The following is a 24882-nucleotide window of genomic DNA, read 5'->3' on the forward strand; positions in this document are numbered from 1 at the left end:
CGCACGCAGTGGTGAGGAGGACCATGCCCCCGGACCCCCACGACCTCGACCTCGACGTCCTGGAGGACATGAGGTTCCAGGAGGGCGACTGGCGCCGTGAGCGCGTCGGTTGGGCCGTCATGGTGCTCATCGTCATCGGCGCCGTCCTCGGCGCGTTCGGGCACGGACTGCTCGGCTACCGGACCGCGACGAGCGCCGACGGCGGCGTCGCGGTGACCCACGAGGCGGTGGCGCGCCGGGGTGGGGTCACCGACATCGAGGTGCGGGTGGACCCGGACCTCGCCGGCGACGCGCTGCAGCTCCACCTGTCGACGAGCTACCTGGAGCGCGTCCAGGTCGAGACCATCACCCCGCAGCCGAGCGACGCCGTCCCGAGCGGCGACGGCATCACCTTCGAGTTCACCACCGACGACGTGGACCCCGGCACCGACATCGTCATCCGCTTCGGCATCCGGCCCGACACGGTCGGCGTGGCTCGGGGCGAGGTCGGGCTGGTCGGAGGCCCGTCGATGGACATCGACCAGGTCCTGCTGCCCTGAGAAACGGAGCCCACCATGGATGCCGTCCTGCGATCGATCGCGATCTACGCGTTCCTGCTCGTGCTCTTCCGCATCGCAGGGAAGCGCACCCTGGCCGACATCACGCCGTTCGACTTCGTGCTGCTGCTCATCATCGGCGAGGCGACCCAGCAGGGGCTCCTCGGTGACGACTTCTCGGTCACCAACTCGTTCCTCGTCATCACGACGCTGCTGACCATCGACATCGTGCTCTCGCTCGTGAAGGCGTACGTCCCGTGGCTGGCCAAGGCGACCGAGGGCGTCCCGGTCGTCCTCGTCGCCGACGGCCAGCCGATCGAGGAGCGCATGAAGAAGGCGAGGGTGGACGAGCAGGACATCCTCGAGGCGGCCCGGCTGACGCAGGGCCTGTCGCACATGTCCCAGGTGCGCTACGCCGTGCTCGAGCGCACGGGTTCGATCTCGATCATCCCGGTGTCCTGACGTCCCGCGCTCAGCAGGCCGACTCCTCCGTCGACCGCTGGCGGAACCACTCGCCGATGCCGGGCATCTGGGGCTCGAAGTCGCCCGGCGCCCCGATGTTGAGCATGCCGGCCCGGGCGTCGGTGCGGTTCTCGAAGTCGTGCGGCGTGCCGCCGGGGACGAGGACGAACGAGCCGGCGGGCGCGTCGATCCAGCGGTCCCCGACCATCACGCTCATCGTGCCCTCGAGCACGTAGAAGACGTCGTCCTCGTCGTGGTGGTGGGCGCCGGGTCCGCGGGTGTGCGGGTCGAGCCACCACTCGGAGATCGAGTAGCGGCCCGCCGTCTCGTCGCCGTCGGCCTTGAAGCTCGCCGAGAGCCGGCCCATGGCGAACTCACGGCCCTCGCCCGGCCCGAGCACGACGGGCACCCGGTTCGTCGCTGCCTCTGTCTCGGTCATGGCCACCTCCTGGTCGGACGCCGGGACGGCACCGTCCCTCGATCATCGTCGCGGCTCCGCCTGCTCCGACGGGCGGAGGTGCGGCGGAAGCATCGACGACGCCATCGCGCCCCCGGTTGGATTCGAACCAACGACCGTCGGATTAGAAGTCCGGTGCTCTATCCAGCTGAGCTACGGGGGCAGATCGCCCATCGTGCCACGCCGCCGAACCGGATTCGGAGGTCGGTCGGGCAGCGCCTATGCTGGCTCGCTGCACGGTGGCCGTAGCTCAGTCGGTTAGAGCGCCAGGTTGTGGCCCTGGAGGTCGGGGGTTCGATTCCCCTCGGTCACCCCATCGGGACGAGGCCCGGACGACCGACCCTCCGGGTCGGGGTCCGGGCCCGTCCGCGTCGTCAGCCCGCCGAGGCGCCCTGCTGCTCGGCCGCCCACTGGGCGACGCGAGCGGCGCTCTCCTCCTCCGAGAGGTCCTCGACTCGGCTCATGATCGACCACCGCACCCCGAATGGGTCGCGGATCGACGCGAACCGGTCGCCGGACACGAACGTGGTGGCCGCTTCCCGCACCGTCGACCCGGCCGCGACGGCGCGCTCGAGCGTGCCGTCGACGTCAGCGCAGTAGAGACCCATCGAGTAGCAGTCGTCGTCGCCGGCCGGCGCGGCGACGAGCCCGTAGTCGGGGTTCGGCTCGCCGACCTGGAGCTTGCCGTTCCCGAAGTCGAGCTCGGCGTGCACGACGATGCCGCCCATCTCGGTGACGTCGACGACGCGGGCGCCGAAGACGTCGCGGTAGAAGTCGATGGCACCGGCCGCGCCGGGCACCGCGAGGAACGGCGTGAGGTTCGTCGACCCGTGGGGGACGCCGTCGGTGGTGTGCTGTCCTGTGACCCCTCGCCGGGGTGCGTTCTGATCGTCCATGATCCGACCGTACGGACGTGTCCTGCGCCCGGCTTGAAGATCTGCGACGAGCTCGAGGCCTGATCGATGGCGATCCCACCCGACGTGCGGGGCATCCTCTACCCCGCCCGCCTGCCCACCTTCCACCGTGACCCGGCGCCGCCCGAGCTCGCCGCGCTCATCCGGTGGTTCTGGGTCCCCCGCTGGCGGCTGGCCCCCGGTCGCACGTCCCGCCAGCAGGCCCTCCCGTTCCCCGCGTCGAACCTCGTCGTCGAGCCGCACGGGATCGGCCTGTCGGGGCCGACCACCGGCGCCTCCCACCGGGACCTGCGCGGCAGCGGGTGGGCCGTCGGGGCGCTCCTCCGTCCCGCGGGCATCGCCACGCTCCACAACGACCCGGGCAGCCTGCGCGACCTCGAGGTGGCGTTCGACGCGCCCGACCTGCACGCCGCCGTCAGCTCGGCCATGGCGGACGACGACGAGGACCGCGGCCGGCAGCGGGCGATCGCCGCCTACGTGGAGTGGGCCGCAGCCCGCTTCCCCCCCGCCCGACGAGGGCGGCACCCTGGCCAACCGCATGGAGGACCTGGTCGCCTCGGACCCCACGATCGTGCGCGTCGAGCAGCTCGCCGACGCGCTCGGCGCCTCCACGAGGACGGTCCAGCGGGTCGCGCGGCGCTACGTCGGCCTCCCCCCGCTCACGATCATCCGCCGCTACCGACTGCAAGAGGCGGCGCAGCGGCTCCGGGACGACCCGTCGATCGGGATCGCACGGGTGGCGGCCGACCTCGGCTACGCCGACCACGCCCACCTCACGACGGACTTCCGACGGGTCCTCGGCATCACGCCGAGCTCCTACCGGCGAGGCGACGCACCGCCGGGATGATCCGGCCGTCCGCCGGGTTCTCGACCGTCGCCGCGGGCCGGTACACTCTCCAACTCACACGAGCGCCTCTAGCTCAACGGCAGAGCAACGGACTCTTAATCCGCAGGTTCTGGGTTCGAATCCCAGGGGGCGTACTCGACAGGAACCCCAGGTCCACCCGGGCCTGGGGTTCCTGCGTTCCCGAGCCGGAAACGCCCCGCGGCGGATGCGCTACCCCGGCAGACTCTCCCGGTGACCTTCCCGCTGCGACCCATCACCGACGAGGAACTCCCTCAGCTCTTCCACGCCCTCCAGGACCCGTTCGGCTTCCACAGCGACGGCGACGACGTCGAGGACTTCCGGCTGACGACCGAGCTCGACCGCACGCTCGCCGCGTTCGACGACGAGGAGATGGTCGGCACGGCGGGCGCGTACAGCTTCGAGCTCACGGTGCCCGGCAACCTCCTCGTCGACGCCGCGGGCATCACGATCGTGACCGTGAGCGCCACGCACCGGCGCCGAGGCATCCTCCGCTCGATGATGGAGCGCCAGCTCGACGACGTCGCCGAGCGGGGCGAGACGATCGCCATCCTCACCGCCTCGGAGGCCTCGATCTACGGCCGCTTCGGCTACGGGCTCGCCTCGCAGAGCTCGTCGTGGACGCTCGAGACCGACCGCGCCACCCTCGCCCGCCCGTCGACCGCCACCGGCCGCCTCCGCCTCGTCGACGCCGACCGCTTCCTGGAGGCCGGCCCCCAGGTCTACGACCGCCGGCGGCGTGAGATCCCCGGCGCCGTCAACCGCGTCCAGGCCTGGTGGGACGTGTGGCAGAAGGACCGCCCGCACACCCGGGGCGGCCAGAGCGCCCGCTGGTACGTCCTCCACGAGGACGACGCCGGCGAGGTCGACGGCATGCTCGCCTACCGCCGCAACCGCGACGCCGAGCACGGCCTGTCCCGCAACGTCCTCACCGTCGACCAGCTCTACGGCGCGGACGACGAGGTCGAGGCGGCGCTGTGGAGCTTCCTGCTCGACCACGACCTCATCCACTCGGTCGCGGCCCACGGGCGGCCGGTGGACGAGCCGCTGCGCTGGCGCCTCGCCGATCCGCGCCGCCTCGTCACCACCGACGTCGTCGACGACCTGTGGCTCCGCCTCGTCGACGTCTGCGGTGCGCTGTCCGCCCGCCGCTACGGCACGACCGACCGACTCGTCGTCGAGGTGGCCGACCCCTTCCGCCCCCACACCGCCGGCCGCTACCTCCTCGACGGGGGCCCCGACGGCGCGGCGTGCACCCGCACCGACGCCGACCCCGACCTCACCATGGACGTCGCCGACCTCGGCGCGCTGTACCTCGGCGGCGTCACCGCCACCGCGCTGCACCGGGCCGGCCGGATCGAGGAACCGACCCCGGGTGCGGTCCGTCGGGCCGACGTCTTCTTCGCCTCCTCACCGCCGCCCTGGATGACCACCGGATTCTGATCGCCGACAGCGGTAGTGTCGCCTCGACTCGACAACGGCTCGACTCCGGGGGGACACGATGGCCGACGTTCGCGACGCAGCACGCGCCTGGATCCAGGACAACTGGGATCCGCAGATGACGCTCGGCGCGTGGTGGCAGGCCCTGGCCGATGCCGGCTGGGCCTTCCCGCACTGGCCGAAGGGGTACGGCGGGCGCGACCTCTCCCGTGACGACACGCGCGTCGTCAACGAGGAGCTCGGCCAGGCCGGGGCCGTCGCGCCCCCCGGCGGGCTCGGCCAGATGATGGGCGGCCCGATCACGATCGACTTCGGCACCGACGAGCAGAAGGACGCCTGGCTGCCGGCCCTCGCGTCGGGGAGGGAGGGGTGGTGCCAGCTCTTCAGCGAGCCCGGCGCCGGCTCCGACCTGGCCAGCGCCCAGACCCGGGCGGTGCGCGACGGCGACGTGTGGATCGTCAACGGCCAGAAGGTGTGGACCTCGGGCGCGACCACCGCCAGCCGGGGGATGCTCGTCGCCCGCACCAACCTCGATGCGCCCAAGCACCGGGGCCTCACCTACTTCATCATCGACATGGACCAGCCGGGCATCGAGATCCGGCCGCTGAAGCAGATGAACGGCGGCGCCTCGTTCAACGAGGTCTTCTTCTCCGACGCGGTGGTGGGACACGACCGCATCCTCGGCGGGGTCGACACCGGCTGGCAGGTCGCGGTCGCGACCCTCGCCTACGAGCGCCAGGGGCTCGGCAGCCGGGGCGCGGCAGGCGGCATCGTCGCCGGCACCCCGGGCCCGATCGCCGGGCACCTCGACCGCACCTGCGCCGAGCTCATCGAGGCGGCCCGCTCCGAGCGCCAGGCCGCCGAGCGGGGCGCCGCGGCCCGCACCCCGAAGGCGGTCATCCGCCTGGCCCGGGACATGGGCCTCAGCGAAGACCCCGTCGTCCGCCAGCGTCTGGCCGACCTGCACATCTTCGCCGAGGTCCAGCGCTACACGTCCCTGCGGGCCCGTGCCGCCCTCCAGGCCGGCCGCCAGCCCGGACCGGAGGTGTCGATCGCCAAGCTCGCGGCATCGGAGCAGGCCCGACGGGCCCGGGACGTGTCGATGGCGATCCTCGGCGCCCACGGCACGCTCCTCGGCGAGGACGCACCCGCGGAGGGGATGTTCCAGCAGCTGGCGCTGTCCGTGCACGCCTCGTCGATCGCCGGCGGCACCGACGAGATCCAGCGCAACATCATCGGCGAGCGCGTGCTCGGGCTGCCCAAGGAGCCGCAGGTCGACCGGGACGTCCCGTTCAAGGAGCTGCGCACCGGCACCCTGAGCTGACCGCGCCGGCGGCCACCCGCTACATCGACTCCAGCAGGTCCTTCGCCAGCTGGGCCCGCCGGATGACCTCGCCGCCCATGCCCTGGGCCGCCTGCTTCGCCTCGTCCCCGCCGCCCATCGCGCCGGTGGCGTAGCGGACGAACACGCCCTCCATGATGCAGGCGAGCCGCCAGTGGCCGAAAGCCATGTAGTAGTCGAGCTGGGACAGGTCGCGACCGGACCGCTCTGCGTAGCGGGCGGCCAGCTCGGACCGCAGCGGGAAGCCCTCGGCCGTCGACGCCGGCGCGAGCCCCATGCGGGGCGTCTCGCCCCGGTCGGTCCAGTAGATGAGCATGGTGCCGATGTCGGCGAGCGGGTCGCCGAGGGTGCACAGCTCCCAGTCGAGCACGGCCATGACCCGGCCGTCGTCGTCGAACATGCAGTTGTCGAGCCGGTAGTCGCCGTGGGCGATCACCGCGCCCTGCTGCTCGGGCTTGCGGTCGACGAGCATCCGGTGGACCTCACCGACGACGTCGGCGGCCCGCCACACGCCGGCCTCGCGCTCCTGGTCCTGCGAACCCTGGAACTGGCCCCACCAGCGCTTGAGCTGGCGGCCGAGGTAGTCCTCCTTCTTGCCCAGGTCGCCGAGGCCGACGTGGTCGGGGTCGAGCGAGTGCAGGGCCACCATCACGTCGACCAGGTCGAACCCCGCGGCGCGGCGGGTCTCCACGTCGAAGAGCTCCTCGACCTGCTCCAGGCCACGGACGATGTGGCCGTCGGCGAAGTCCATGACGTAGAACGGCGCGCCGTTGACCTCGACGTCGTCGCAGAACCCGAGGGCGGTCGGGACGGGCACCGGCGAGTCGGCCAGCGCGGAGATGATGCGGTGCTCTCGCCCCATGTCGTGGGCCGAGGCGAGCACGTGGCTGACCGGAGGTCGGCGCAGCACGAGGCGGCGGCCGGTGGCGTCGGTGACCTCGAAGGTGAGGTTGGATCGGCCACCGGCGATGAGCTCGAAGGTCAGCGGCGGCTCGATCGGTGGCGTGTTCGCCGTCAGCCAGTCGGTGACCCTGCCCTCGTCGATGCCGTCCATCTCGTCCCCCGTGTCGGTGGCTGCGTCCCCGGCACGGTAGCCGTTGGACCAGACCGGTCGGTCAAGTGGGCGGGCGGCGCACGAAGCGGCTGACGACCTCGACGTGGGGCGTGTCGGGGAAGAGGTCGACGAGCGTGGACCCCTCGTGCTGCCACCCCGCCTCGGTGAGCAGCCGGGCGTCGCGCCCGAGCGACCCGGCGTCGCAGCTGACGAGCGCGAGGTGGGAGGCGCCGGTCGCAGCGACGACCTGCACCCCGCCCTTCGCGAGGCCGTTGCGGGGCGGGTCGGCGACGACCAGGGCGACCGGCGACGGCCGCCACCGCTCCACGCCCGCACGGACGACGGTCGCGTCCTGGTCCCGCAGGTTCACCTTGGCATCGGCGATGGACGAGCGGGAGCGCTCGACCGCGACGGTGCGGCGTCCACGACCGACGGTGGCGGCGAAGAGGCCGACACCGCAGTACAGGTCGGCCATCGTGGCGTCGGGTGCCACGTCCGACGTCACCGTCGCGACGAGGTCGACCAGCGCCTCGGCCCCGTCCGCCCGGCTCTGGAAGAACGACTCGGCCGAGACGCGCAACCGCACGCCGTGCACCTCCTCGTGGAACCACAGCCGGCGTCCCGACGCCAGGTCGTCCGCGCCGACGACCACGACGTCGCTCGGGGCGACCACGTCCGCGGAGGCCGACGGATCGACCAGCGCGATCCGCTCCCCCGTCCGCGCGCCGGCCCGCACCGTGACCTCGCGAGCGCCGGGGAACCGGCCGTGGGCCAGCACCTCCTCGACGAGTGGATGGGCGACCCGGCAGCTGTCGAGGGCGATCAGGTCGTGGCCGTGCAGCGCCCGCAGGGCGGGGCGCCCGTCGAGCACGCCGGCGCGCACCGTGGTGCGGAAGCCGGTGGGAGCGAGCCACGGGCCGGGCTCGACGACGGGGTCGGTCAGCCGTCCGATCCGCTCGAGGGCCTCGACGACCATGCCGACCTTCAGGTCGCGCTGGGCATCGACCGCGACGTGGGCGAGCGCGCAGCCGCCGCAGCCGTCGCCCACGTGCGGGCAGACCGGCACGATGCGAGCCGGTGCGGAGTCGAGCACCTCGACGGCGACCGCCTTCGCGAACCGGTCCTTCTCGCTGCGGATGCGGGCGAGGACCCGCTCCCCCGGCAGCGCGCCCTCGACGAACACGACCCGCCCGGAGGCGTCCCGCGCCACCCCGTCACCGCCCACGGCGGTGCGCTCGACGAGCAGCTCGATGGGGTCAGCGGCCACGGTGTCGCAGCGTAGGGTGTCGCCGTGTCAGATCAGCCTCCCTCGCGCCCGATCCAGATCGTCCCGTCGGTCCTCCCGGCCGACTTCTCGAAGCTCGGCGAGGAGTGCCGGGCGCTCGAGGAGGCGGGCGTCGACCGCATCCAGTGGGACGTCATGGACGGCGTGTTCGTGCCCAACCTCACCTTCGGGCCCGACGTCATCGCCGCCTGCCGGGACCACGTCGAGGTGCCCTTCGAGGCCCACCTGATGGTCGAGGACCCGGACCTGCTCGCCGCCCGCTACGTCGAGGCCGGCTGCGGGATGCTCATCGTCCACGCCGAGACCGCACGCCACCTGCACCGCACCCTCGGCGCCATCCGGGACATGGATGCCAGCCCGGCCGTGGCGCTCAACCCGTCCACCCCGGTCGACGCTGTCCGCCACGTGCTCGACCTCGTCGACATGGTGCTCGTGATGACGGTCAACCCCGGCTTCGGCGGCCAGGACTACATCGCCACGATGGAGCCGAAGGTGGCCGAGCTGCGCCGGCTGATCGTCGAGGGCGGCTACGACGTCGACATCGAGGTCGACGGCGGCATCGGGCCCGGCACCATCGGGGGCGCCGCGTCCGCCGGTGCCAACGTCCTCGTCGCCGGCAGCGCGCTCTACCGCGACCCCGAGGGCCTCGGCCACGCCGTCAGCGACCTGCGCGCCCGCGCCGAGGCGGCGGTCGCCCAGGGATGACCCGTCGGCTCGCCGCCCTCGTGGCGGCCGCCATCGTGCTGGTCGCCGGATGCTCGGACGAACCGTCCACCGAGGCCTTCTGCGACGCAGCCGAGGCCACCGTCGCCGCCGGCCCGCTGTTCCCCTCCCGCACCGACGGTGAGCCGGTGCCCGAGCCCCGCGCGCTCGACGCCCTCGAGGCGCTGGCCGAGTCGAGCCCGGACGAGATCGACGGCGACGTCGACGTCCTCGTGCGTGAGGCCACGGCGCTGCTGGTCGAGGCCGAGGCGCGGCTCGACGCGTCGACGAGCACCAGCGGCACCACCGAGGCGCCGGCGACGATCGACCGACCGAGCAGGGCGGAGGTCGACGCCGCCCAGCGCGACGTCGTGGCCTACGCCGAGGCGGAGTGCGGGATCGACCTCACCGCCGCCACCTGAGCCACTGGGACGAGCGTCAGCTGATCTCGCCGCGTCGGGTGATGACGCGGTCGATGATGCCGTAGTCCCGGGCCTCCTCCGCGGTGAACCAGCGGTCGCGGTCGGAGTCCTTGGTGATCTGCTCGACGGACTGGCCGGTGTGCTCGGCGATCCGCTCGGCCATCAGGCGCTTGGTGTAGGCCATCTGCTCGGCCTGGATGGCGATGTCGGTGGCCTGGCCCTGGACGCCACCGAGGGGCTGGTGCATCAGGATGCGGGCGTGGGGCAGGGCGAAGCGCATGCCCGGCTCGCCGGCGCACAGGAGGAACTGGCCCATCGAGGCACCGAGCCCCATGCAGATCGTGCCGACCTTGGGGCCGATGAACTGCATCGTGTCGTAGATGGCCATGCCGGCGGTGACCGAACCGCCCGGGGAGTTGATGTAGAGCCAGATGTCGGACTCCGGGTCCTCACCCTCGAGGAACAGCATCTGGGCGGTGAGGAGGTTGGCGACCTGGTCGTTCACGTCGGAGCCGAGGTAGACGATGCGCGACTTCAGCAGACGGTTGAAGATGTCCATCGACGGGTCGAAACCCCCCGGCCCCTGGGCGGCGACGGGCGCGAGCGCGTCGGGCAGCGCTGCGGGGGTACCGGAGTTGGCCATGGATCTCCCTCTTCTGTCACGGTGTCCGGGACGTGCGGTCGGTCGAAGGGTAGCGGTCCCCACCCCGCTAGCGTCACAGCGCCCGCGGACGTGGCGAAACTGGCAGACGCGCCAGGTTTAGGTCCTGGTGCCGAAAGGCATGGGGGTTCGAGTCCCCCCGTCCGCACCAACCGCTGATGCCTCGTCGTCGTCCTCGCAGGGGTCGGCGACGGCGTCGGAGATCCCTGCGAGGGGCGTGGGCGACATCACCACCTCGATGACCCCGGCCTCGGGGACGTCGATCACCGTCCAGCCGTCGTCGGGGTCCTCCTGCACGCACGCCGACCCCTCCACCGACCAGTGCGGGCTGTAGCGGAACCGCACGACCACCTCGCCCGGCTCGAGGACCCGGATGACCAGCCGATCGGCCGTCATCTCCTCCAGCTCCGCCGGGCCGCTCACCAGCGTGTCGCTGTTGATGACCTCCCACACCCGCCAGTTCTCGTTCTCCCACACCGGGCGGAGGAACGGCTGGCCCTGCTCGAGGAGGGCGACCTCGCCGGCGGCGCTGGGATCGATCTCGGCATCGGGCAGCGCCACGTAGCGCACGCCGTTCTCGCGGAGCCACCCGAAGAGCTCCATCGCGCTCGGGCCGCCCTCCTCGTAGAAGATCGGGTTCACGTCCCGGTCGAGCTGGCGCTCCCACCCCCGGGCCAGCGGAAGCTCGGGAGCGACGTGCGCCGCCTCCCAGTGGCGCCGGGTGAACGGGATCTCGACGCGGACCGGTTCGCCGGCATCGCTCCTGATCGCCTCGATCATCGGGGCGAAGTAGGCGGCGTCGACGGTCGGATCCGAGGCGGCGTGGCGCACCGCGTCGTCCGCGGGCGCCCACGCCCAGACCAACCCGGCCACGACGCCGACCACGGTCAGCGCCGTCCGGTCGCGCCAGCCGAGCACGACGCCGACGGGCAGCGCGAAGAACATCGGCAGCCGGGCCGCGTTTCCACCGACCGGCGTCGGCAGGAGGAACGCCAGCACCACCATCACCGCGGTGACGAGCACCACGGACCGCACGGCCCGGTCGGTCGGGCGGCTGAGGACCACGACCGCTGCGAGAGCCACCATGCTCGCCACGACCCCACCCCACGCGAACGGGAACGTGCCGCCGGAGGGGAAGACGACGGCGAGTACGAGCACCGGACCCATGGCCGCGACGGCGAGGAGCGGGCCACGACCCCGCACATCCTCCACGCGCAGCAGGTCGGCGGGCCGCTGCCACTGCGCGAGTGCGAGCCCGCCGGCGACCACGCCGAGGAACAGCGCGGCGACGGGGCTGGCCAGCCCGGTGGCCAGCGCAGCGAGGACCGCGAGCGGGAAGCGGCCGTGGGCCCAGGCGAGCAGCGACAGCAGCCCGACCGCCGCACCCAGCTGGAACGGCAGGCGTCCCACCGCCAGGTTCGCGCCCAGCGCGACGGCGAAGAGGGTCGCCCCGAGGCACGCACCGAGGGGATCGGGTCGAACCCGCTCGAGCAGGGCACGGAGCGCGCCTGCCGACACGCCGGCCGTGACGATCCCGACGACCCCCGCGCCGACGGTGGCGCCGAGGGCGGGCATGAACAGCGAGTACCCGATCGTGTGGTGCCCGCCGTACCAGTGGTTGTTCCACACGGTGAACCCGTCACGCCGGAACATCTCGATGCGGAAGATCTGCGCCGGCCAGTCCGCCCCCCGCCACCCGGCGGCCAGGACGACGACGGCCACCGCCACCGCGACGACCGGGGGCAGCCACCGCATCGCCGCGACCACGGCGTCGTTCGACCACCGTCCCCCCGCCGGCGGCGCGCCGACCGTCGTCTGCATCGACCGCACGCTAACCGGACCGCCTGCGCCGACGGACCTCGGATAGGGTCGGGCCGCCATGAGCTCGCGCCGATCTGGAGGTGCCGTGCGGCGCGTCGCGCGTCTCCCGCTGGTCCTGACGACCGTCGTCGTCCTCGTCGCCACCCTCGCGGGGTGCACCGACGACGGCCCCGAGGGCGCCGCGGAGGACCCGACCCAGCGGCTCGTGGAGATCTACGCCGCGGCCATCGAGTCCGTCGTCGACGAGGCCCGGGCCCGTCCCGACGACGACGCCGACGCCATCACCCTCTTCCTCGAGGTCCGCGACGACGTCGAGGTGAGCGCCGAGGTGCAGGTCGGCGTGGTCGGCGCCCTCGAGCCGTGGGCCTCGGTCCGGTTCATCGACAGCCTCGAGGAGGCCGTCGCCGTCGACGACGACGAGGCGCCCGTGCGCAACGACGGCATGCTCATCGGGCTCGGGGCGGTCGGCGAGGGGGCGACGTCCACGACGGTCATGATCGATCGCTACGAGGGCCCGGAGGCCACCACGGTCTTCGAGATCGACGTCCAGCGCCGTGCCGGCGAGTGGACGGTGGACGGCACCCCGCGCACCGTCGCCGTCGATGCCCCCTGACTCGCTGCCGTCGGTGATCGCCGGGGTCAGCCTCGACGCCGGCGGCGTGCTCGCTCTGCCCTCGGTGGCGGAGCCCCTCGAGCGTCGAGGCGTCGCCGCCACGCCGGCGACGGTGCTCCACGCCCACCACGCGGCGGTCGCGGTGGAGGACGCCCGTTTCCGGGGACGCACCGACGTGACCGACGGCCTCGGCGACGAGCGCCTCGCCTACTACCGGGCGTTCGGCCACGCGCTCGGCATCGACGGGGACGACGCCGACGCCCTGGCGGCCGAGCTCGACGAGATCGCCCGCAGCGGCACCCCGTGGCGGATCGTCGCCCCCGGCGCCACCGAGGTCGTCGGCGCTCTCGACGCGCTCGGCGTGCGCGTGGTGGTCGTCAGCAACTCCGACGGCACCGTGCACCGCCACCTCGCCGAGATGGGGATCTGCCAGGTGGGGCCGGGCCCGGCCGGTGAGGTCGCGGCCATCGTCGACTCCCACGTGGTGGGCGTCCGCAAGCCCGACCCGGCGATCTTCGACCACGCCGTCGCCGCCCTGGGCTGCGAGCGGTCGGCGACCGTCCACGTCGGCGACACGGTGGCGTTCGACGTCGCCAGCGCCCGCGCCGCCGGCCTCGGCAGCGTCCACTACGACGCCACCGGCCGGTGCACGGACGACGACCACGCCCACGTGCGGTCGCTCGACGAGCTCGTGGCGCTGGTCGCCGCACACCGACCCGCGCCCTCCGCCTAGGACGCCGGCGGCGGGCCACCCTCGCAGCACAGCTCGACGCACGCCGCGGCCAGCTCGATCGCCCGCAGCGTCGCCCCCTCGCCGAGGTCCTCCGGGGCCGCCGCGGCGACGACCATCCCCTCCATCTCGAGGAGGGCGTCGGTCAGGCGCGGATCCTCCGCGACGCAGGTGCGCCGGACCGCGTCGAGCGCCGCGGCCGCGACCGCGATCGCCTGTCGGTCCGAGCCCCGGTCGGCGAGCCAACGGGCCGTCGCGACGAGCTGGGCGGGCAGGGGGACGTCCTCCTCCTCGTCGTGGCGGTCGACGGGCAGAACGGTGCTCCACTGACCCCACCGGCGGCGGACCGCGGCCCGTGCACCGGTGCCGAACGCCACGGCGCCGACGGCGAGCACGCCACCGAGCAGGTAGAGGCCGACGACGTTCGACGGCCGCACGAGCACCGGTAGGAGGGCACCGACGACCCAGGTGAGCTGGAGCCGGGCCTCGAACCGGGCGAAGGTGCGCCCACGCTCGGCATCCGGTGCCTCCCGCTGGACGAGGCTGTCGAACCCCTGGCGGGCGAGGCTCGCGGCCATGCCGAGGACGAGAGCGACGACGAGGAGGCTCGGGGTGACGAAGCCCTTCGGCACGAGCAGCGCGACGACCGCCGGGGCGATGAGCGTGACCTCGAGGATGTGCTCCTCGATGAGGAGCCGCCGCAACGCCGGACCGATGAACGTGGCCGCGAAGCCGCCGATGCCACCGGCAGCGGCGACGGCGCCGAACACCCAGGTCGGCTCACCCGCCGCCTTGAGGGTGAACGCGGCGAAGAACGCGAAGTAGCCGACCGCCCCCCGTACGAGCGCCATCGACGACAGGCCGAGGACGAGGGTGGGGTTCCGCAGCTCCTGCGCCTCGATGAAGCGCCGGCCGGGCGTGAGCGACGGCCGCGGCGCCTTGCGGATGGTGAGCGCCGCGACGGTGGCACCGCCGTAGGCCGCCGCGCCCACCCACAGCACCGCGGGGGCGCTGAACAGCCCGAGGATGCTCGCCGCCGTCACACCGCCGACCGCGCCCGCCACCGCGGCGACGCGCGACAGGGCGGCGTTGGAGGCGACCAGCTTCTCGTGGTCGGTGATGAGGCGGGGCACGAGGGCGCTCTTGGCCACGGCATGGGTCTTGTTCAGGACCAGGATCGTGAACGCCAGGGGGTACAGGAACAGGCTGCGCAGGTGGAAGGCGAGGGTCAGGCAGAGCACCGCGCGGAGCACGCAGGCCGCGACGATCACCACCCGGTGCCCGCCCTTGATGCGATCGACGAACGGCCCGATGAGCGGCGCGACCACCGCGAACGGAGCCATCGTCACCGCCAGGTAGAGGATGATCCGCGGACGGGCGGCGTCGATCGAGAGGTTGAAGAACAGCGACCCGGCGAGCGACACCGCGACGAAGGCGTCGGCGGCGGAGCTGCCGAAGGTCGTGTAGGCGAGGCGCTCGATGGCCTCCGGCCCCACGGCGCGCCGGATGCGCGCCACCACCTTCCGCCCCAGAGGTTCCGCTACCGGTGCGGTCTCGATCGGATGTCCTCCCACAGCGGCGTCGTCCCCATCATGCCCGGTAGCGTCGCTCGGCGTGACCGACCGACCGAGCACCCCTGCCCTCCTCGTCGAGCTCGACACCTTCGATGCGAACCTGGCGGCGATGGGCGCCCGCCACCCCGGACCTGCGCTGCGCACCCACGTGAAGGCCTTCAAGTCCACGGCGATGGCGGCCCGGGTGGCCGCGGCGGGACACCCCACCTTCTGCTGCGCCACCATCCGGGAGGTGGAGGGCATGGCCGCGGCGGGCCTCGGCGAGGATCTGCTGCTCGCCAACGAGGTGCTCGACGCCCGCCGACTCGGTGCCGTCGCCGACGCCGGCGCCCGCGTGACGGTCGCGGTCGACTCCGAGGAGACCGTCCGGGCCGCCGCCGACGGCGGCGTGCGCGAGGTGCTCGTCGACGTCAACGTCGGTCTTCCCCGCTGCGGCTGCGACCCGGGCGACGCCGGGCGGATCGCCGATCTCGCCCGGGCGGCGAGGCTCGAGGTCCGCGGGGTGATGGGCTACGAGGGCCACGTCGTCGGGCTGGAGGACCGCGCCGCGCGCCTCGCGGGCGTCGAGGCCGCGATGGAGCTGCTCCTCGCGGCCCACGCCGACGTCGGCGGCGACGTCGTGTCGGCCGGCGGCACCGGCACGTGGGACATCAACACGTGGGCGACCGAGATCCAGGCCGGGTCGTTCCTGCTCATGGACACCGCCTACGGGCAGCTCGACCTGCCGTTCCGCCAGGCGCTGTTCGTGCTCGGCCGGGTGATCTCGGTCAACCGGGCGCAGGGCTACGCGGTGGCCGACGTCGGCCTGAAGTCGCTCGGCATGGACCACGGCAACCCCACCATCGACGGGCACCGGGTGTGGTTCTGCTCCGACGAGCACGTGACGTTCGCGCCGTCGGGCGACACCGACCTGCCCGCGGTCGGCGACCTCGTCCGCGTCGTCCCCGCGCACGTCGACCCGACCGTCGCCCGACACGAGCGGTTCACGGTCGCGCGGGGGGACGACGTCGTCGACGAGTGGCCGGTCGACCTGCGCCACTGGTGACGGGGTAGCTTGCGACCTCCGACCCGGCGACCCAGGAGGGACCGATGAGCTGGCTCAAGGAGTTCAAGGAGTTCATCAACCGCGGCAACGTGGTCGACCTGGCGGTGGCCGTCGTGCTCGCCGCGGCGTTCGGCGCCGTCGTCACCTCGTTCGTCGACGACATCCTCATGCAGATCATCGCCGCCCTCGGCGGCCAGCCCGACTTCTCGGCGCTCACGATCGACATCGGCGACGGCCAGATCCGCTACGGCGCGTTCCTCACCGCGCTCATCAGCTTCCTCATCATCGCCTGGGCGGTGTTCCTCGTGGTCAAGGCGATCAACCGCATGCAGACGATGCGCATGCGCGGCGAGACCCCGGTCGAGGAAGAGCCCGCGCCGACGCCGGAGCAGGTCCTGCTCGCCGAGATCCGCGACCTCCTCGCGGCCCAGCAGGGCGGCGCCCCGCCGGTGATCTGACCGAGGTCAGTGCCCGGCGTCGGCGAACCGACGCCGGGAGTCCTCGATCTCCCGCCAGGCGGCCTCGACGCCCTCCCAGTCCCGCACCGCGGTGTGCTTGTGGGGCTCGAGGGCCTTGTAGACCTCGAAGAAGTGGCCGATCTCCGACAGCAGGTGCGGTCGGATGTCGTCGAGGTCCTGGATCTCGTCGTAGCGCTCGTCGCCGTGAGGCACCGAGAGGATCTTGGCGTCCGGTCCCGCCTCGTCGCGCATCCAGAAGACCCCGATCGGCCGGGCCTTGATGTGGACGCCCGGGAACGTCGGCTCCTCGAGGATGACGAGCACGTCGAGCGGGTCGCCGTCCTCGGCGAGGGTGTCGGGGACGAACCCGTAGTCGGCCGGGTACCGCATGGCGGTGAACAGGTGCCGGTCGAGCCAGACCGCACCGGTCTCGTGGTCGATCTCGTACTTGTTCCGGGACCCCTGCGGGATCTCGATGATGGCCTCGATGGAGTCGGAGTCGGTCATGACGCCTCGGTTTCGCTGAGTCGATCGGCCAGGGCCCGGAGGGCGCGGCCGCGGTGGGAGATGGCGTTCTTCTCGTCGGCGGACATCTCGGCGAAGGTGCGGCCGTCGCCGTCGTCGGGGACGAACAGCGGGTCGTAGCCGAAGCCAGCGCCGCCGCGCAGCTCCGAGGCGATGGTGCCCTCGACGGCGCCGTCGGCGATCACCTCGGTGCCGTCGGGTCGGCGGAGGACGAGCACGGTGCGGAACCGGGCCCGCCGCTGGTCTCCCTCGGTGGCGCCGAGGCGGTCGAGCTCGGCGAGCAGCTGGCGGCGGTTGGCCACCGGATCCTCCTCCGGTCCGGCGAAGCGGGCGCTGCGCACACCGGGGGCGCCGTCGAGCGCGTCGACCTCGAGCCCGGTGTCGTCCGCCAGCGCCGGCTGGCCCGTGGCGTCGCAGATGGCGACGGCCTTCAGTCGGGCGTTGCCCTCGAGCGTGTCGGCGTCCTCCACCACGTCGGGGACGTGGTCGGGTCGCGGCTCGACCTCGACGGTGCCCGCGAGCACGGCGGCGATCTCCGCGGCCTTCCCCGGGTTGGCCGTGGCGAGCACGACCCGGTCGGTCATCGGGGGTCCGGCGCGGCGGCGACCACCTCGCGCTGCATGCCGACGATCGTCGCGATCCCACCCTCGGCCAGGCCGAGGAGGGCGTCGAGCTCGGCACGGGAGTACGGCGCGCCCTCGGCCGTGCCCTGCACCTCGACGAAGCCGCCCGCACCGGTCATGACGACGTTCATGTCGACCTCGGCCCGGGAGTCCTCCTCGTAGGGCAGGTCGAGCCGGGGCTGGCCGTCGATGATGCCGACCGAGATCGCGGCGCAGGCGTCGGTGATCGGGTTGGCGGCCAGACGGCCGGTGGCGACGAGGCGGCTGCACGCGTCGTGCAGCGCGACCCACGCGCCGCAGATCGAGGCCGTGCGCGTGCCCCCGTCGGCCTGGAGCACGTCGCAGTCGAGGAGGATCTGCCGCTCGCCGAGCGCCTCCATGTCGGTGACGGCCCGCAGCGCCCGGCCGATGAGCCGCTGGATCTCCTGGGTGCGGCCCGACGGCTTGCCGTCCTTCACCTCGCGGCGGATGCGCTCGGGGCTCGCCCCGGGCAGCATCGAGTACTCGGCGGTGACCCACCCCTTCCCGGATCCCTTCATCCAGCGGGGCACGTCCTCGTCGACCGACGCGGTGCAGAGCACCCGGGTCTGGCCGAACGAGACGAGGACCGACCCGGCGGCCATCGTCGTGAAGTCCCGCTGGAACGTGATTGGGCGGAGCTCGTCGGGGGTGCGCCCGTCGGCGCGGCGGCTGGCATCTGGGGTGGTCACGGCGCCGATCGTAGAACCGTGGGCGACGCCCTCCTCGCGGTCGTAGGGTGACGCCGCTCGCAGCTGCGCAAGGAGGAGGACCCATGTCGACCCTCTCGGATCGGACGGGAACCGCACTCGTCGTCGTCGACGTGCAGAACGGCGTGGTGGCAGGGGCCCATGACCGCGACGGCGTCGTCGCCAACATCCGCACGCTGGTGGAGCGCGCCCGCGCCGCTGACGTGCCCGTCGTGTGGGTGCAGCACGACGACGAGGAGCTCGAGCGGGGCTCGGACGCCTGGCAGATCGTGCCCGACCTCGTCCCCGCCGACGGCGAGGCGCGCATCGAGAAGCAGTACGGCGACTCCTTCGAGGCGACCGACCTCGAGGCGCAGCTCGCCGCCCGGGGCGTGGGCCACCTCGTCGTCACCGGCGCGCAGACCGACGCCTGCGTCCGGTCGACGATCCACGGGGCGTTCGTGCGGGGCTACGACGTCACGCTCGTCGCCGACGCCCACACCACCGAGGACCTCACCGCCTACGGAGCTCCGCCGCCCGACCAGGTGATCGCCCACGCCAACCTCTACTGGAACTTCCAGAGCGCGCCCGGCCGCCGAGCCACGGTCGCCTCCGCCGCGGACGTCGCCCTCGACGCCCCGGCGACCGCCTAGAGCTCGAGCGCCTCCACCGACACCATCTCCGGGCCGAGCAGCTGGCGGCCGAGCTGGCGGAACCACTCGACGTCGCCGGTCGAGAAGAACCGGTGGACGCCCGACCGACGCCGCTCCGGCGCGGCCAGCGCGCCGCCGTCGAGCAGCCGGCGGATCTCGAACCCCGTCTCGTCGGCCGAGGACACGAGCGTGACGTCCCACCCGACGGCGTCGGAGATGGCCCGGGCCAGGAAGGGGTAGTGCGTGCAGCCGAGCAGCAGCGCGTCCACCTCGGCCTCCCGGATCGGTGCGAGCAGCCGCTCGGCGAGGATGCGCACCTGCTCGGAGTCGGTCTCGCCCCGCTCCACGAACTCGACGAAGCCCGGGCACGCGGCGATCGCCGGCACGACCTCGGCGCCGGTCGCCTCGATCGCCAGCTGGTAGGCACCGGACCCGACGGTGCCGGTCGTGGCGATCACACCGACCCGGCCGGTCGTCGTCGTCCGCACGAGCGATCGGACCCCGGGCTCGATCACGCCGACCACCGGCACGTCGACCAGGTCCCGCAGCTCGTCGAGCGCGGCCGCAGCCGCGGTGTTGCAGGCGACGACGACCATCTTCACCTCGCAGCGGTCGACGAGGTGGCGGGTGATCTGCTCGGCGTAGCGACGGACCTCGTCGAGCGGCTTCGACCCGTACGGGTACCGGCCGGTGTCGCCGATGTAGACGAGGTCCTCGGCGGGCAGCAGGTCGATGACGGCGCGGGCGACGGTGAGGCCGCCGAACCCGCTGTCGAACATCCCGATTGGGCGACCGTCCACCCGCGAAGACTAGGCAGCATGGACGACGAGGCACGCGGCCTGCTCATCGACATCGATGGTGTCCTGGTGATGTCCTGGCGCCCCCTCCCCGGGGCCGTCGAGGCGCTCGCCGGCCTACGTGACGCCGAGGTGCCGCTGCGCTTCGCGACCAACACCACCACCCGGACCCGCGACGAGATCGCGGCCACCCTCACGGCGGTCGGGATGCCGGTCCGGTCCGACGAGATCCTGAGCGCCCCGGCCGCCACCGCCTCGTACCTGCGGGAGCACCACCCCGGCGCCCGTTGCCTCCTCCTCAACGAGGGCGATCTGCGCGCGGACCTCATTGGCGTGCAGCTGGTCGACACCGGCCAGGTCGACGTGGTCGTCGTGGGCGGGGCGGGCCCGTCCTTCACCTACGAGGCGTTCAACCGGGCCTTCGCCGCGCTCCACGACGGGGCCTCGCTCGTCGCCATGCACCGCAACCTCACGTGGCGGACGATCGAAGGCCTCCAGCTCGACAGCGGCGGCTTCGTGGGGGCTCTCGAGGAGGCCGCCGACGTCGAGGCCACCGTCATCGGCAAGCCGTCCGCCGAGTTCTTCGCCGCCGCCGCCCGCGACCTCGGGCTGGCGCCGAGCACGATCACGATGGTCGGCGACGACGTGCACAACGACGTCCTCGCCGCGCAGGACGCCGGCATGCGCGGCGTGCTCGTGCGCACCGGCAAGTTCGAGCCCGGCCACCTCGACGGGCTCGAACGCCGGCCCGACGCCGTGATCGACTCCCTCGGGGATCTCCAGGCGCTGCTCGCCGCCCGCTAGCGTCGCGTGCGATGCGCGCCTACCTCGATCTGCTCCAGAGGGTCCTCGACGAGGGGGTGGAGCGCACCGACCGCACCGGCACGGGAACGCTCGGGATCTTCGGCCACCAGTACCGGGTCGACCTGTCGGAGCGGTTCCCGCTGCTGACCACCAAGCGCATCCACGTCCCGTCGGTGGTGCACGAGCTGCTGTGGTTCCTCCGGGGCGACACCAACGTCGCCTACCTGCACGAGCACGGCGTGACGATCTGGGACGAGTGGGCCGACGACGACGGCGACCTGGGCCCGATCTACGGCCACCAGTGGCGGTCCTGGCCCACCCCGGACGGAGCCACCATCGACCAGCTCGGACAGGTCGTCGAGCAGATCCGTCGCGATCCGACCTCCCGTCGCCACGTCGTGAGCGCGTGGAACGTCGCCGACATCGAGCGCATGGCGCTGCCGCCGTGCCACTGCCTGTTCCAGTTCCACGTCGCCGACGGGCGGCTGTCCTGCCAGCTCTACCAGCGGTCCGCCGACGTCTTCCTCGGCGTGCCGTTCAACCTGGCGTCCTACGCGCTCCTGACGGTGCTCGTCGCCTCGGCCACCGGGCTCGAGCCGGGCGAGCTCATCCACACCTTCGGCGACGCCCACCTGTACCTGAACCACGTCGAGCAGGCCCGGCTCCAGCTGTCCCGGGAGCCGCGCGAGCTGCCCACGCTGCGCCTCGCCCGGCCCGTCGCCGACCTCGCCACCATCAACGCCGACGACATCGTCATCGAGGGCTACGACCCCCACCCCCGCATCGCGGCGCCCATCGCCGTCTGAGGGCGGCCGCTCAGCGGCCGGTGCCGCGGAGCTGGTCGGCGGTCGTCACCGACGTGCGGCCCCGCAGGCACACCGCCATGGCGACCGCAGCGCCGCCGGCGGCCGCGAGGACGAGCCACAGGACGAACAGCGGGTCGCCGTTCGACGCTCCGGAGCCGAGGTCGTCGGCGTCGCCGCTGGTGGGGGCCGCCGCCCCACCGTCGACGGCGCTGTCCTCATCCGGCGCCAGCATCGTGTCGGCCTCGGCCTCCTCGGTCGGGCCGAAGCGCACCGGCGAGAGCTCCACCAGGTCGGGCGGTGCTTCTCCGGTCACGACCACGGTGGCGTCGGTGGCGTCGAACACGATGCCCCGGGCCCAGAACGCCCTCACCCGCGCCTCGCCGGGGAGGATCGAGGGCGGCATGGTGACCTCGACCTCGAACTCGTAGTCGTCGTCGGCCGAGCCGATGGCGACGAGGGCCGCGACCGGCCCCTGCTCGACCACGATGGCGATGTCCTCGATCGGACGACCGAGCACTCCCTCGCCGTCCGGGGGCGGGCCCGTGTCGTAGCACTCGTCGCCCCAGGCGGATCCCCGCACGGTGACGGTCCCGCCGGGCTGCACCTCGCCGGCGTCGTACTCGATCGTGGGTCCGCTGCAGTCCGCTGCGGCCGGGTCGGCGACGAGGAGGGAGGCGCTCAGCGCCAGGAGCGCGAGCGCGAGGAACGGTCGGGTGCGGGTCACGCCTCCTTGGACGTCGCCCGAGCGGTCTCGGTTCCCGGCCGCCGGCGCGGCCGCGCGATCAGCCCTTCGGCTGGTCCTTCCAGGGGCCGGCGTCGGCGCGGGGTTCCTTCGGCAGCCCGAGGACGCGCTCACCGATGATGTTGCGCTGCACCTGGGAGGTGCCGGCGTAGATCGTTCCCGGCCGAGCCCCGAGGAAGGAGCGGACGGCCTGGGCGCTCGACATCTCGCCGCCGGCGAACGCCTGGATCGACGAGCCGCCGACCTCTCCCGTCGGCGCCATCGCCTCCGGACCGAGGATGTCGAGGGCCAGCTCGGTCACCTTCTTGTGGTACTCGGACCAGAACAGCTTGATGATCGACGCGCCCGGCCCCGGCTGGTTGCCGGCCAGCGCCGAGGTCAGCGACTGCATGCCCAGGTAGCGCATGATCTCGACCTGGCTGTGGGCCCACGCGAGACGCTGGCGGATGCGGGGGTCGCGGTCGGCGCCCTTCTTCTTCGCCAGCTCGACGATGGCGTCGAGCTCGGAGCGGTAGCCGATCGAGAGCACCGTCGAGCGACCGCCCCGCTCGAAGCCGAGGAGGGTGTTGGCGACGGTCCACCCGTTGTTGACCTCGCCGACGACGTTCTCGCGCGGGGTGCGGGCGTCGGTGAAGAACACCTCGTTGAAGAGGGCCTCGCCCGTCATCTCCTTGATGGGTCGGACCTCGACGCCGGGCTGGTCCATGGGGACGAGCAGGAACGAGATGCCGGCGTGCTTCGGTGCCGCCGGGTCGGTGCGGGCGAGGACGAAGATCCAGTTGGCGGTGTGGCCGGACGACGTCCAGATCTTCTGGCCGTTGACGACCCACTCGTCGCCGTCGAGGATCGCCCGGGTGGCGACGTTGGCCAGGTCCGAGCCGGCGTCGGGCTCCGAGTAGCCCTGGCACCACAGGTCGGTGCCGTCGATGATCCGGGGCAGGAAGTGGCGCTTCTGCTCCTCGGTGCCCCACACGATGAGCGTCGGGCCGATCATGCCGATGCCGAACCCGTCGTTGCCCGTCTGGGTCGGCACGTTCGCCTTGGCGAACTCCTCGTTCAGCACGACCTGCTCGATCGGGCTGAGACCGGCGCCGCCGTACTCCTTCGGCCACGCGACGGCGAGGAGTCCTGCCGACGCGAGCGTCTGGCGCCACTCCTTCACCCACCGGTCCTGCTCGGCCTCCGGCAGGGCACCTACGCCCTGCCAGTCGGCGGGCAGGTGCTCGGCGAGGAAGGCCCGGATCTTCTCGCGGTACTCCTCGGCCTCGGCGCTGTAGGTCGGATCCATCGCATCCCCCCGGACGCTCTCGACGCCGCGTCAGCAGCGTTCCCCGCCGCTCACCGTAGACCTCGACGCCGAATCGCGCGGATCTGTGTCACCCGGCGACACGGATCCGCGCCAGAACCCCCGAGGCGTGGCCTGGTCGGCTCAGAAGTAGATGATGCGCTCGGCGCGCTCGACGACCTCGTCGATGGGGTCGGTCCAGGCGCCGGTGGACATGTACTTCCAGCCGCCGTCGGCGACGATGACGACGATCACGCCGTCGTCGATCTTCTCGGCCACCTTGGCCGCACCTGCGAGCGCGGCGCCGGCGGAGATGCCCGCGAAGATGCCGATCTCACCGAGGCGGCGGAGCCACTCGATCGACTCCTTCGGCCGGACGATGCGCTTGCCGTCGAGCAGCTCGGCGCCGCCCCACTTGTCGTAGATCGGCGGGATGTAGCCCTCGTCGAGGTTGCGGAGCCCCTCGACCCTCTCCCCCACCGGCGGTTCGATCGCCATGATCTTGACCGCCGGGTTCTGCTCCTTCAGGTACGTGCCGACGCCCATGAGGGTGCCGCTCGTACCGAGGCCGGCGACGAAGTGGGTGATGTCGGGCACGTCGGCGAGGATCTCGGGCCCGGTGGTGTCGTAGTGCGCCTGCGGGTTGGCGTTGTTGGCGTACTGGTAGAGGAACGCCCACTCGGGGTGCTCGTCGGCGAGCTCCTGCGCTCGGCGCACCGCGCCGTTCGAGCCCTCGGCGCCGGGGGTGGAGATGATGTCGGCGCCGTAGATCTCGAGCAGCTGGCGCCGCTCGACCGAGACGTTCTCCGGCAGGACGATGGTGATCGGATAGCCCTTCAGGCGGGCGATGGCGGCCAGGGCGATGCCGGTGTTGCCCGACGAGGGCTCGATGATGCGCTGCCCGGGCTGGAGCGTCCCGTCGCGCTCGGCGTCCTCGATGAGGGCCTTGGCGATGCGGTCCTTCACCGACCCGAAGGGGTTCTGGCCCTCGAGCTTGGCGAGGATCCGGACGTTCGGGTTCGGGCTCAGCTGGGTGACGTCGACCATCGGCGTGTTGCCGATCAGATCGAGCACCGAGGTGTGCACGGCCATGTCCAGGGGCTCCTCTCCCAGCAGGGCGCGGGATTGTTGACGAGACAGGTAGGGATTCTAACGATCGAGTGGAACGATCGTCTCCTCCGAGATGTTCCCGTCCACGATCCGGTAGCTGCGGGTGCTCGCCTCGGGGTCCTTCAGCGACACGATGAGGTAGTGCCACGACGGGTCCGGCGCCTGGGCCACGTCGGTCGGCGACGGGTAGGCGGAGGTGTGCGTGTGGCTGTGCATCACGCCGATGATCTCGAGGCCCTCGGCCTCGGCCACCCGGTCGGCCCGCAGGTGCTCGCGGGGGTCGACGGTGTAGACCTTGCTCGACGCCGCGACGTTCGTCGTGGGGACGAAGCGGACCACCTCGTCCCCGTCCGCACGGCCGACGAGTAGCCCGCAGGCCTCCTCGGGGAGGCCGGCGAACGCGTGGGCGACCATCTCGTCGAGGACGTGCAGCGGCAGGTGGAGCATGA

General features: G+C 72.7%; 29 protein-coding genes, 4 tRNA genes and 1 pseudogene. 19 read left to right on the plus strand and 15 right to left on the minus strand.

Annotated features, from left to right (window positions below; all coding sequences use genetic code 11):
• Window positions 1-23: 23 nt before the first annotated feature.
• Both GH723_RS11890 and GH723_RS11895 read left to right on the plus strand, forming a co-directional pair.
• Window positions 24-539, plus strand: coding sequence for a hypothetical protein (locus GH723_RS11890; RefSeq protein ID WP_153759848.1), 516 nt, complete (start codon window positions 24-26; stop codon window positions 537-539).
• Between the two features lie 15 nt (window positions 540-554).
• Window positions 555-998 carry a DUF421 domain-containing protein gene (locus tag GH723_RS11895; protein ID WP_153759849.1) on the plus strand — a complete coding sequence of 148 codons (444 nt, stop codon included), beginning with the start codon at window positions 555-557 and terminating at the stop codon, window positions 996-998.
• Between the two features lie 10 nt (window positions 999-1008).
• Here GH723_RS11895 and GH723_RS11900 read toward each other — a convergent pair whose 3' ends face one another.
• Window positions 1009-1437, minus strand: a complete 429-nt coding sequence (locus GH723_RS11900; RefSeq protein WP_153759850.1) for a cupin domain-containing protein — start codon at window positions 1435-1437, stop codon at window positions 1009-1011.
• A gap of 107 nt (window positions 1438-1544) precedes the next feature.
• Window positions 1545-1618, minus strand: a tRNA-Arg gene (locus GH723_RS11905).
• Window positions 1619-1694: 76 nt separating this feature from the next.
• On the opposite strand from GH723_RS11905, the gene GH723_RS11910 reads away from it, so the two are divergent.
• Window positions 1695-1771, plus strand: a tRNA-His gene (locus GH723_RS11910).
• A gap of 58 nt (window positions 1772-1829) precedes the next feature.
• On the opposite strand, the gene GH723_RS11915 is transcribed toward GH723_RS11910, so the two are convergent.
• Entirely contained in the window at window positions 1830-2351 is a 522-nt protein-coding gene (locus GH723_RS11915; RefSeq protein WP_153759851.1) for a VOC family protein, read from the minus strand.
• A 66-nt stretch (window positions 2352-2417) separates the two neighbouring features.
• Here GH723_RS11915 and GH723_RS19235 point away from each other — a divergent pair.
• From GH723_RS19235 to GH723_RS11935, 4 genes and pseudogenes are all read left to right on the plus strand, one after another.
• A pseudogene (locus GH723_RS19235) lies at window positions 2418-3216 on the plus strand (helix-turn-helix domain-containing protein).
• A gap of 62 nt (window positions 3217-3278) precedes the next feature.
• Window positions 3279-3350: transfer RNA gene (locus tag GH723_RS11925), tRNA-Lys, on the plus strand.
• Between the two features lie 97 nt (window positions 3351-3447).
• The gene (locus GH723_RS11930) at window positions 3448-4677 is read left to right on the plus strand and encodes a GNAT family N-acetyltransferase (RefSeq protein WP_153759852.1); all 1230 of its coding nucleotides are present in this window, start codon (window positions 3448-3450) and stop codon (window positions 4675-4677) included.
• Window positions 4678-4735: 58 nt separating this feature from the next.
• Window positions 4736-5998, plus strand: a complete 1263-nt coding sequence (locus tag GH723_RS11935) for an acyl-CoA dehydrogenase family protein (RefSeq protein WP_153759853.1) — start codon at window positions 4736-4738, stop codon at window positions 5996-5998.
• Between the two features lie 19 nt (window positions 5999-6017).
• Here the strand turns inward: GH723_RS11935 and GH723_RS11940 are convergent, their stop codons facing one another.
• Together GH723_RS11940 and GH723_RS11945 are read right to left on the minus strand one after the other, a co-directional pair.
• Complete coding sequence (locus GH723_RS11940; RefSeq protein ID WP_153759854.1) at window positions 6018-7070, minus strand: phosphotransferase family protein; 1053 nt, start codon at window positions 7068-7070, stop codon at window positions 6018-6020.
• Between the two features lie 61 nt (window positions 7071-7131).
• On the minus strand, window positions 7132-8337 hold the full coding sequence (locus GH723_RS11945; RefSeq protein WP_153759855.1) for a class I SAM-dependent RNA methyltransferase: 1206 nt from the start codon (window positions 8335-8337) through the stop codon (window positions 7132-7134).
• 24 nt (window positions 8338-8361) lie between these two features.
• On the opposite strand from GH723_RS11945, the gene rpe reads away from it, so the two are divergent.
• Both rpe and GH723_RS11955 read left to right on the plus strand, forming a co-directional pair.
• Window positions 8362-9060, plus strand: coding sequence for a ribulose-phosphate 3-epimerase (gene rpe / locus GH723_RS11950; protein ID WP_153759856.1), 699 nt, complete (start codon window positions 8362-8364; stop codon window positions 9058-9060).
• Window positions 9057-9479: a hypothetical protein gene (locus GH723_RS11955; protein WP_153759857.1), complete on the plus strand. Its 423-nt coding sequence runs from the start codon at window positions 9057-9059 to the stop codon at window positions 9477-9479. Before rpe ends, GH723_RS11955 begins: the two co-directional genes overlap by 4 nt.
• A 16-nt stretch (window positions 9480-9495) precedes the next feature.
• Here GH723_RS11955 and GH723_RS11960 read toward each other — a convergent pair whose 3' ends face one another.
• Window positions 9496-10122 (minus strand): ATP-dependent Clp protease proteolytic subunit, encoded by a 627-nt coding sequence (locus tag GH723_RS11960; RefSeq protein WP_153759858.1) that lies wholly within the window; start codon window positions 10120-10122, stop codon window positions 9496-9498.
• An 84-nt stretch (window positions 10123-10206) separates the two neighbouring features.
• Between GH723_RS11960 and GH723_RS11965 the strand changes: the two genes are divergently transcribed.
• The 5 genes from GH723_RS11965 to GH723_RS11985 all read left to right on the plus strand — a co-directional run bounded on the left by GH723_RS11965 (window position 10207) and on the right by GH723_RS11985 (window position 13307).
• Window positions 10207-10291 (plus strand) — tRNA-Leu (locus tag GH723_RS11965).
• A gap of 222 nt (window positions 10292-10513) precedes the next feature.
• Window positions 10514-10705, plus strand: coding sequence for a hypothetical protein (locus tag GH723_RS11970; protein ID WP_153759859.1), 192 nt, complete (start codon window positions 10514-10516; stop codon window positions 10703-10705).
• A 960-nt stretch (window positions 10706-11665) separates the two neighbouring features.
• Window positions 11666-12007 (plus strand): hypothetical protein, encoded by a 342-nt coding sequence (locus tag GH723_RS11975; protein ID WP_153759860.1) that lies wholly within the window; start codon window positions 11666-11668, stop codon window positions 12005-12007.
• A 39-nt stretch (window positions 12008-12046) separates the two neighbouring features.
• Window positions 12047-12574, plus strand: a complete 528-nt coding sequence (locus tag GH723_RS11980; protein ID WP_229022806.1) for a hypothetical protein — start codon at window positions 12047-12049, stop codon at window positions 12572-12574.
• On the plus strand, window positions 12564-13307 hold the full coding sequence (locus tag GH723_RS11985; protein WP_153759862.1) for an HAD family hydrolase: 744 nt from the start codon (window positions 12564-12566) through the stop codon (window positions 13305-13307). The genes GH723_RS11980 and GH723_RS11985 overlap by 11 nt, the downstream gene beginning before the upstream one ends.
• Here the strand turns inward: GH723_RS11985 and GH723_RS11990 are convergent.
• The gene (locus GH723_RS11990) at window positions 13304-14821 is read right to left on the minus strand and encodes an MFS transporter (protein ID WP_195210270.1); all 1518 of its coding nucleotides are present in this window, start codon (window positions 14819-14821) and stop codon (window positions 13304-13306) included. The two genes, GH723_RS11985 and GH723_RS11990, sit on opposite strands and share 4 nt — an antisense overlap.
• A 97-nt stretch (window positions 14822-14918) precedes the next feature.
• On the opposite strand from GH723_RS11990, the gene GH723_RS11995 reads away from it, so the two are divergent.
• The gene (locus tag GH723_RS11995; RefSeq protein WP_229022807.1) at window positions 14919-15923 is read left to right on the plus strand and encodes an alanine racemase; all 1005 of its coding nucleotides are present in this window, start codon (window positions 14919-14921) and stop codon (window positions 15921-15923) included.
• Window positions 15924-15967: 44 nt separating this feature from the next.
• Window positions 15968-16381 (plus strand): large conductance mechanosensitive channel protein MscL, encoded by a 414-nt coding sequence (gene mscL, locus GH723_RS12000; protein ID WP_153759865.1) that lies wholly within the window; start codon window positions 15968-15970, stop codon window positions 16379-16381.
• Between the two features lie 6 nt (window positions 16382-16387).
• Here the strand turns inward: mscL and GH723_RS12005 are convergent, their stop codons facing one another.
• The 3 genes from GH723_RS12005 to rph are packed head-to-tail and all read right to left on the minus strand — an operon-like array spanning window position 16388 to window position 18239.
• Complete coding sequence (locus tag GH723_RS12005) at window positions 16388-16888, minus strand: inorganic diphosphatase (protein WP_153759866.1); 501 nt, start codon at window positions 16886-16888, stop codon at window positions 16388-16390.
• A complete protein-coding gene (gene rdgB, locus GH723_RS12010; RefSeq protein ID WP_153759867.1) occupies window positions 16885-17490 on the minus strand; it encodes an RdgB/HAM1 family non-canonical purine NTP pyrophosphatase in 606 nt (201 codons plus the stop codon). Before rdgB ends, GH723_RS12005 begins: the two co-directional genes overlap by 4 nt.
• A complete protein-coding gene (gene rph, locus GH723_RS12015) occupies window positions 17487-18239 on the minus strand; it encodes a ribonuclease PH (protein ID WP_153759868.1) in 753 nt (250 codons plus the stop codon). The genes rdgB and rph overlap by 4 nt, the downstream gene beginning before the upstream one ends.
• Window positions 18240-18322: 83 nt before the next feature.
• On the opposite strand from rph, the gene GH723_RS12020 reads away from it, so the two are divergent.
• On the plus strand, window positions 18323-18889 hold the full coding sequence (locus tag GH723_RS12020) for an isochorismatase family protein (protein ID WP_153759869.1): 567 nt from the start codon (window positions 18323-18325) through the stop codon (window positions 18887-18889).
• Here the strand turns inward: GH723_RS12020 and murI are convergent.
• Complete coding sequence (gene murI / locus GH723_RS12025; RefSeq protein WP_153759870.1) at window positions 18886-19689, minus strand: glutamate racemase; 804 nt, start codon at window positions 19687-19689, stop codon at window positions 18886-18888. The genes GH723_RS12020 and murI overlap by 4 nt on opposite strands.
• Before the next feature lie 18 nt (window positions 19690-19707).
• On the opposite strand from murI, the gene GH723_RS12030 reads away from it, so the two are divergent.
• Together GH723_RS12030 and GH723_RS12035 are read left to right on the plus strand one after the other, a co-directional pair.
• Complete coding sequence (locus GH723_RS12030) at window positions 19708-20490, plus strand: TIGR01458 family HAD-type hydrolase (RefSeq protein WP_153759871.1); 783 nt, start codon at window positions 19708-19710, stop codon at window positions 20488-20490.
• Window positions 20491-20501: 11 nt separating this feature from the next.
• Window positions 20502-21296 carry a thymidylate synthase gene (locus GH723_RS12035; RefSeq protein ID WP_153759872.1) on the plus strand — a complete coding sequence of 265 codons (795 nt, stop codon included), beginning with the start codon at window positions 20502-20504 and terminating at the stop codon, window positions 21294-21296.
• 10 nt (window positions 21297-21306) lie between these two features.
• On the opposite strand, the gene GH723_RS12040 is transcribed toward GH723_RS12035, so the two are convergent.
• From GH723_RS12040 to GH723_RS12055, 4 genes are all read right to left on the minus strand, one after another.
• On the minus strand, window positions 21307-22020 hold the full coding sequence (locus tag GH723_RS12040) for a hypothetical protein (RefSeq protein ID WP_153759873.1): 714 nt from the start codon (window positions 22018-22020) through the stop codon (window positions 21307-21309).
• Window positions 22021-22078: 58 nt separating this feature from the next.
• Window positions 22079-23326, minus strand: coding sequence for an acyl-CoA dehydrogenase family protein (locus GH723_RS12045; RefSeq protein ID WP_153759874.1), 1248 nt, complete (start codon window positions 23324-23326; stop codon window positions 22079-22081).
• A 141-nt stretch (window positions 23327-23467) separates the two neighbouring features.
• Window positions 23468-24415 (minus strand): PLP-dependent cysteine synthase family protein, encoded by a 948-nt coding sequence (locus tag GH723_RS12050; RefSeq protein WP_153759875.1) that lies wholly within the window; start codon window positions 24413-24415, stop codon window positions 23468-23470.
• Between the two features lie 57 nt (window positions 24416-24472).
• Window positions 24473-24880 carry a Mov34/MPN/PAD-1 family protein gene (locus tag GH723_RS12055; RefSeq protein WP_153759876.1) on the minus strand — a complete coding sequence of 136 codons (408 nt, stop codon included), beginning with the start codon at window positions 24878-24880 and terminating at the stop codon, window positions 24473-24475.
• Between the last annotated feature and the right edge of the window lie 2 nt (window positions 24881-24882).

It is taken from the genome of Actinomarinicola tropica (assembly GCF_009650215.1).
GTDB classification, from domain to species: Bacteria; Actinomycetota; Acidimicrobiia; order Acidimicrobiales; family SKKL01; genus Actinomarinicola; species Actinomarinicola tropica.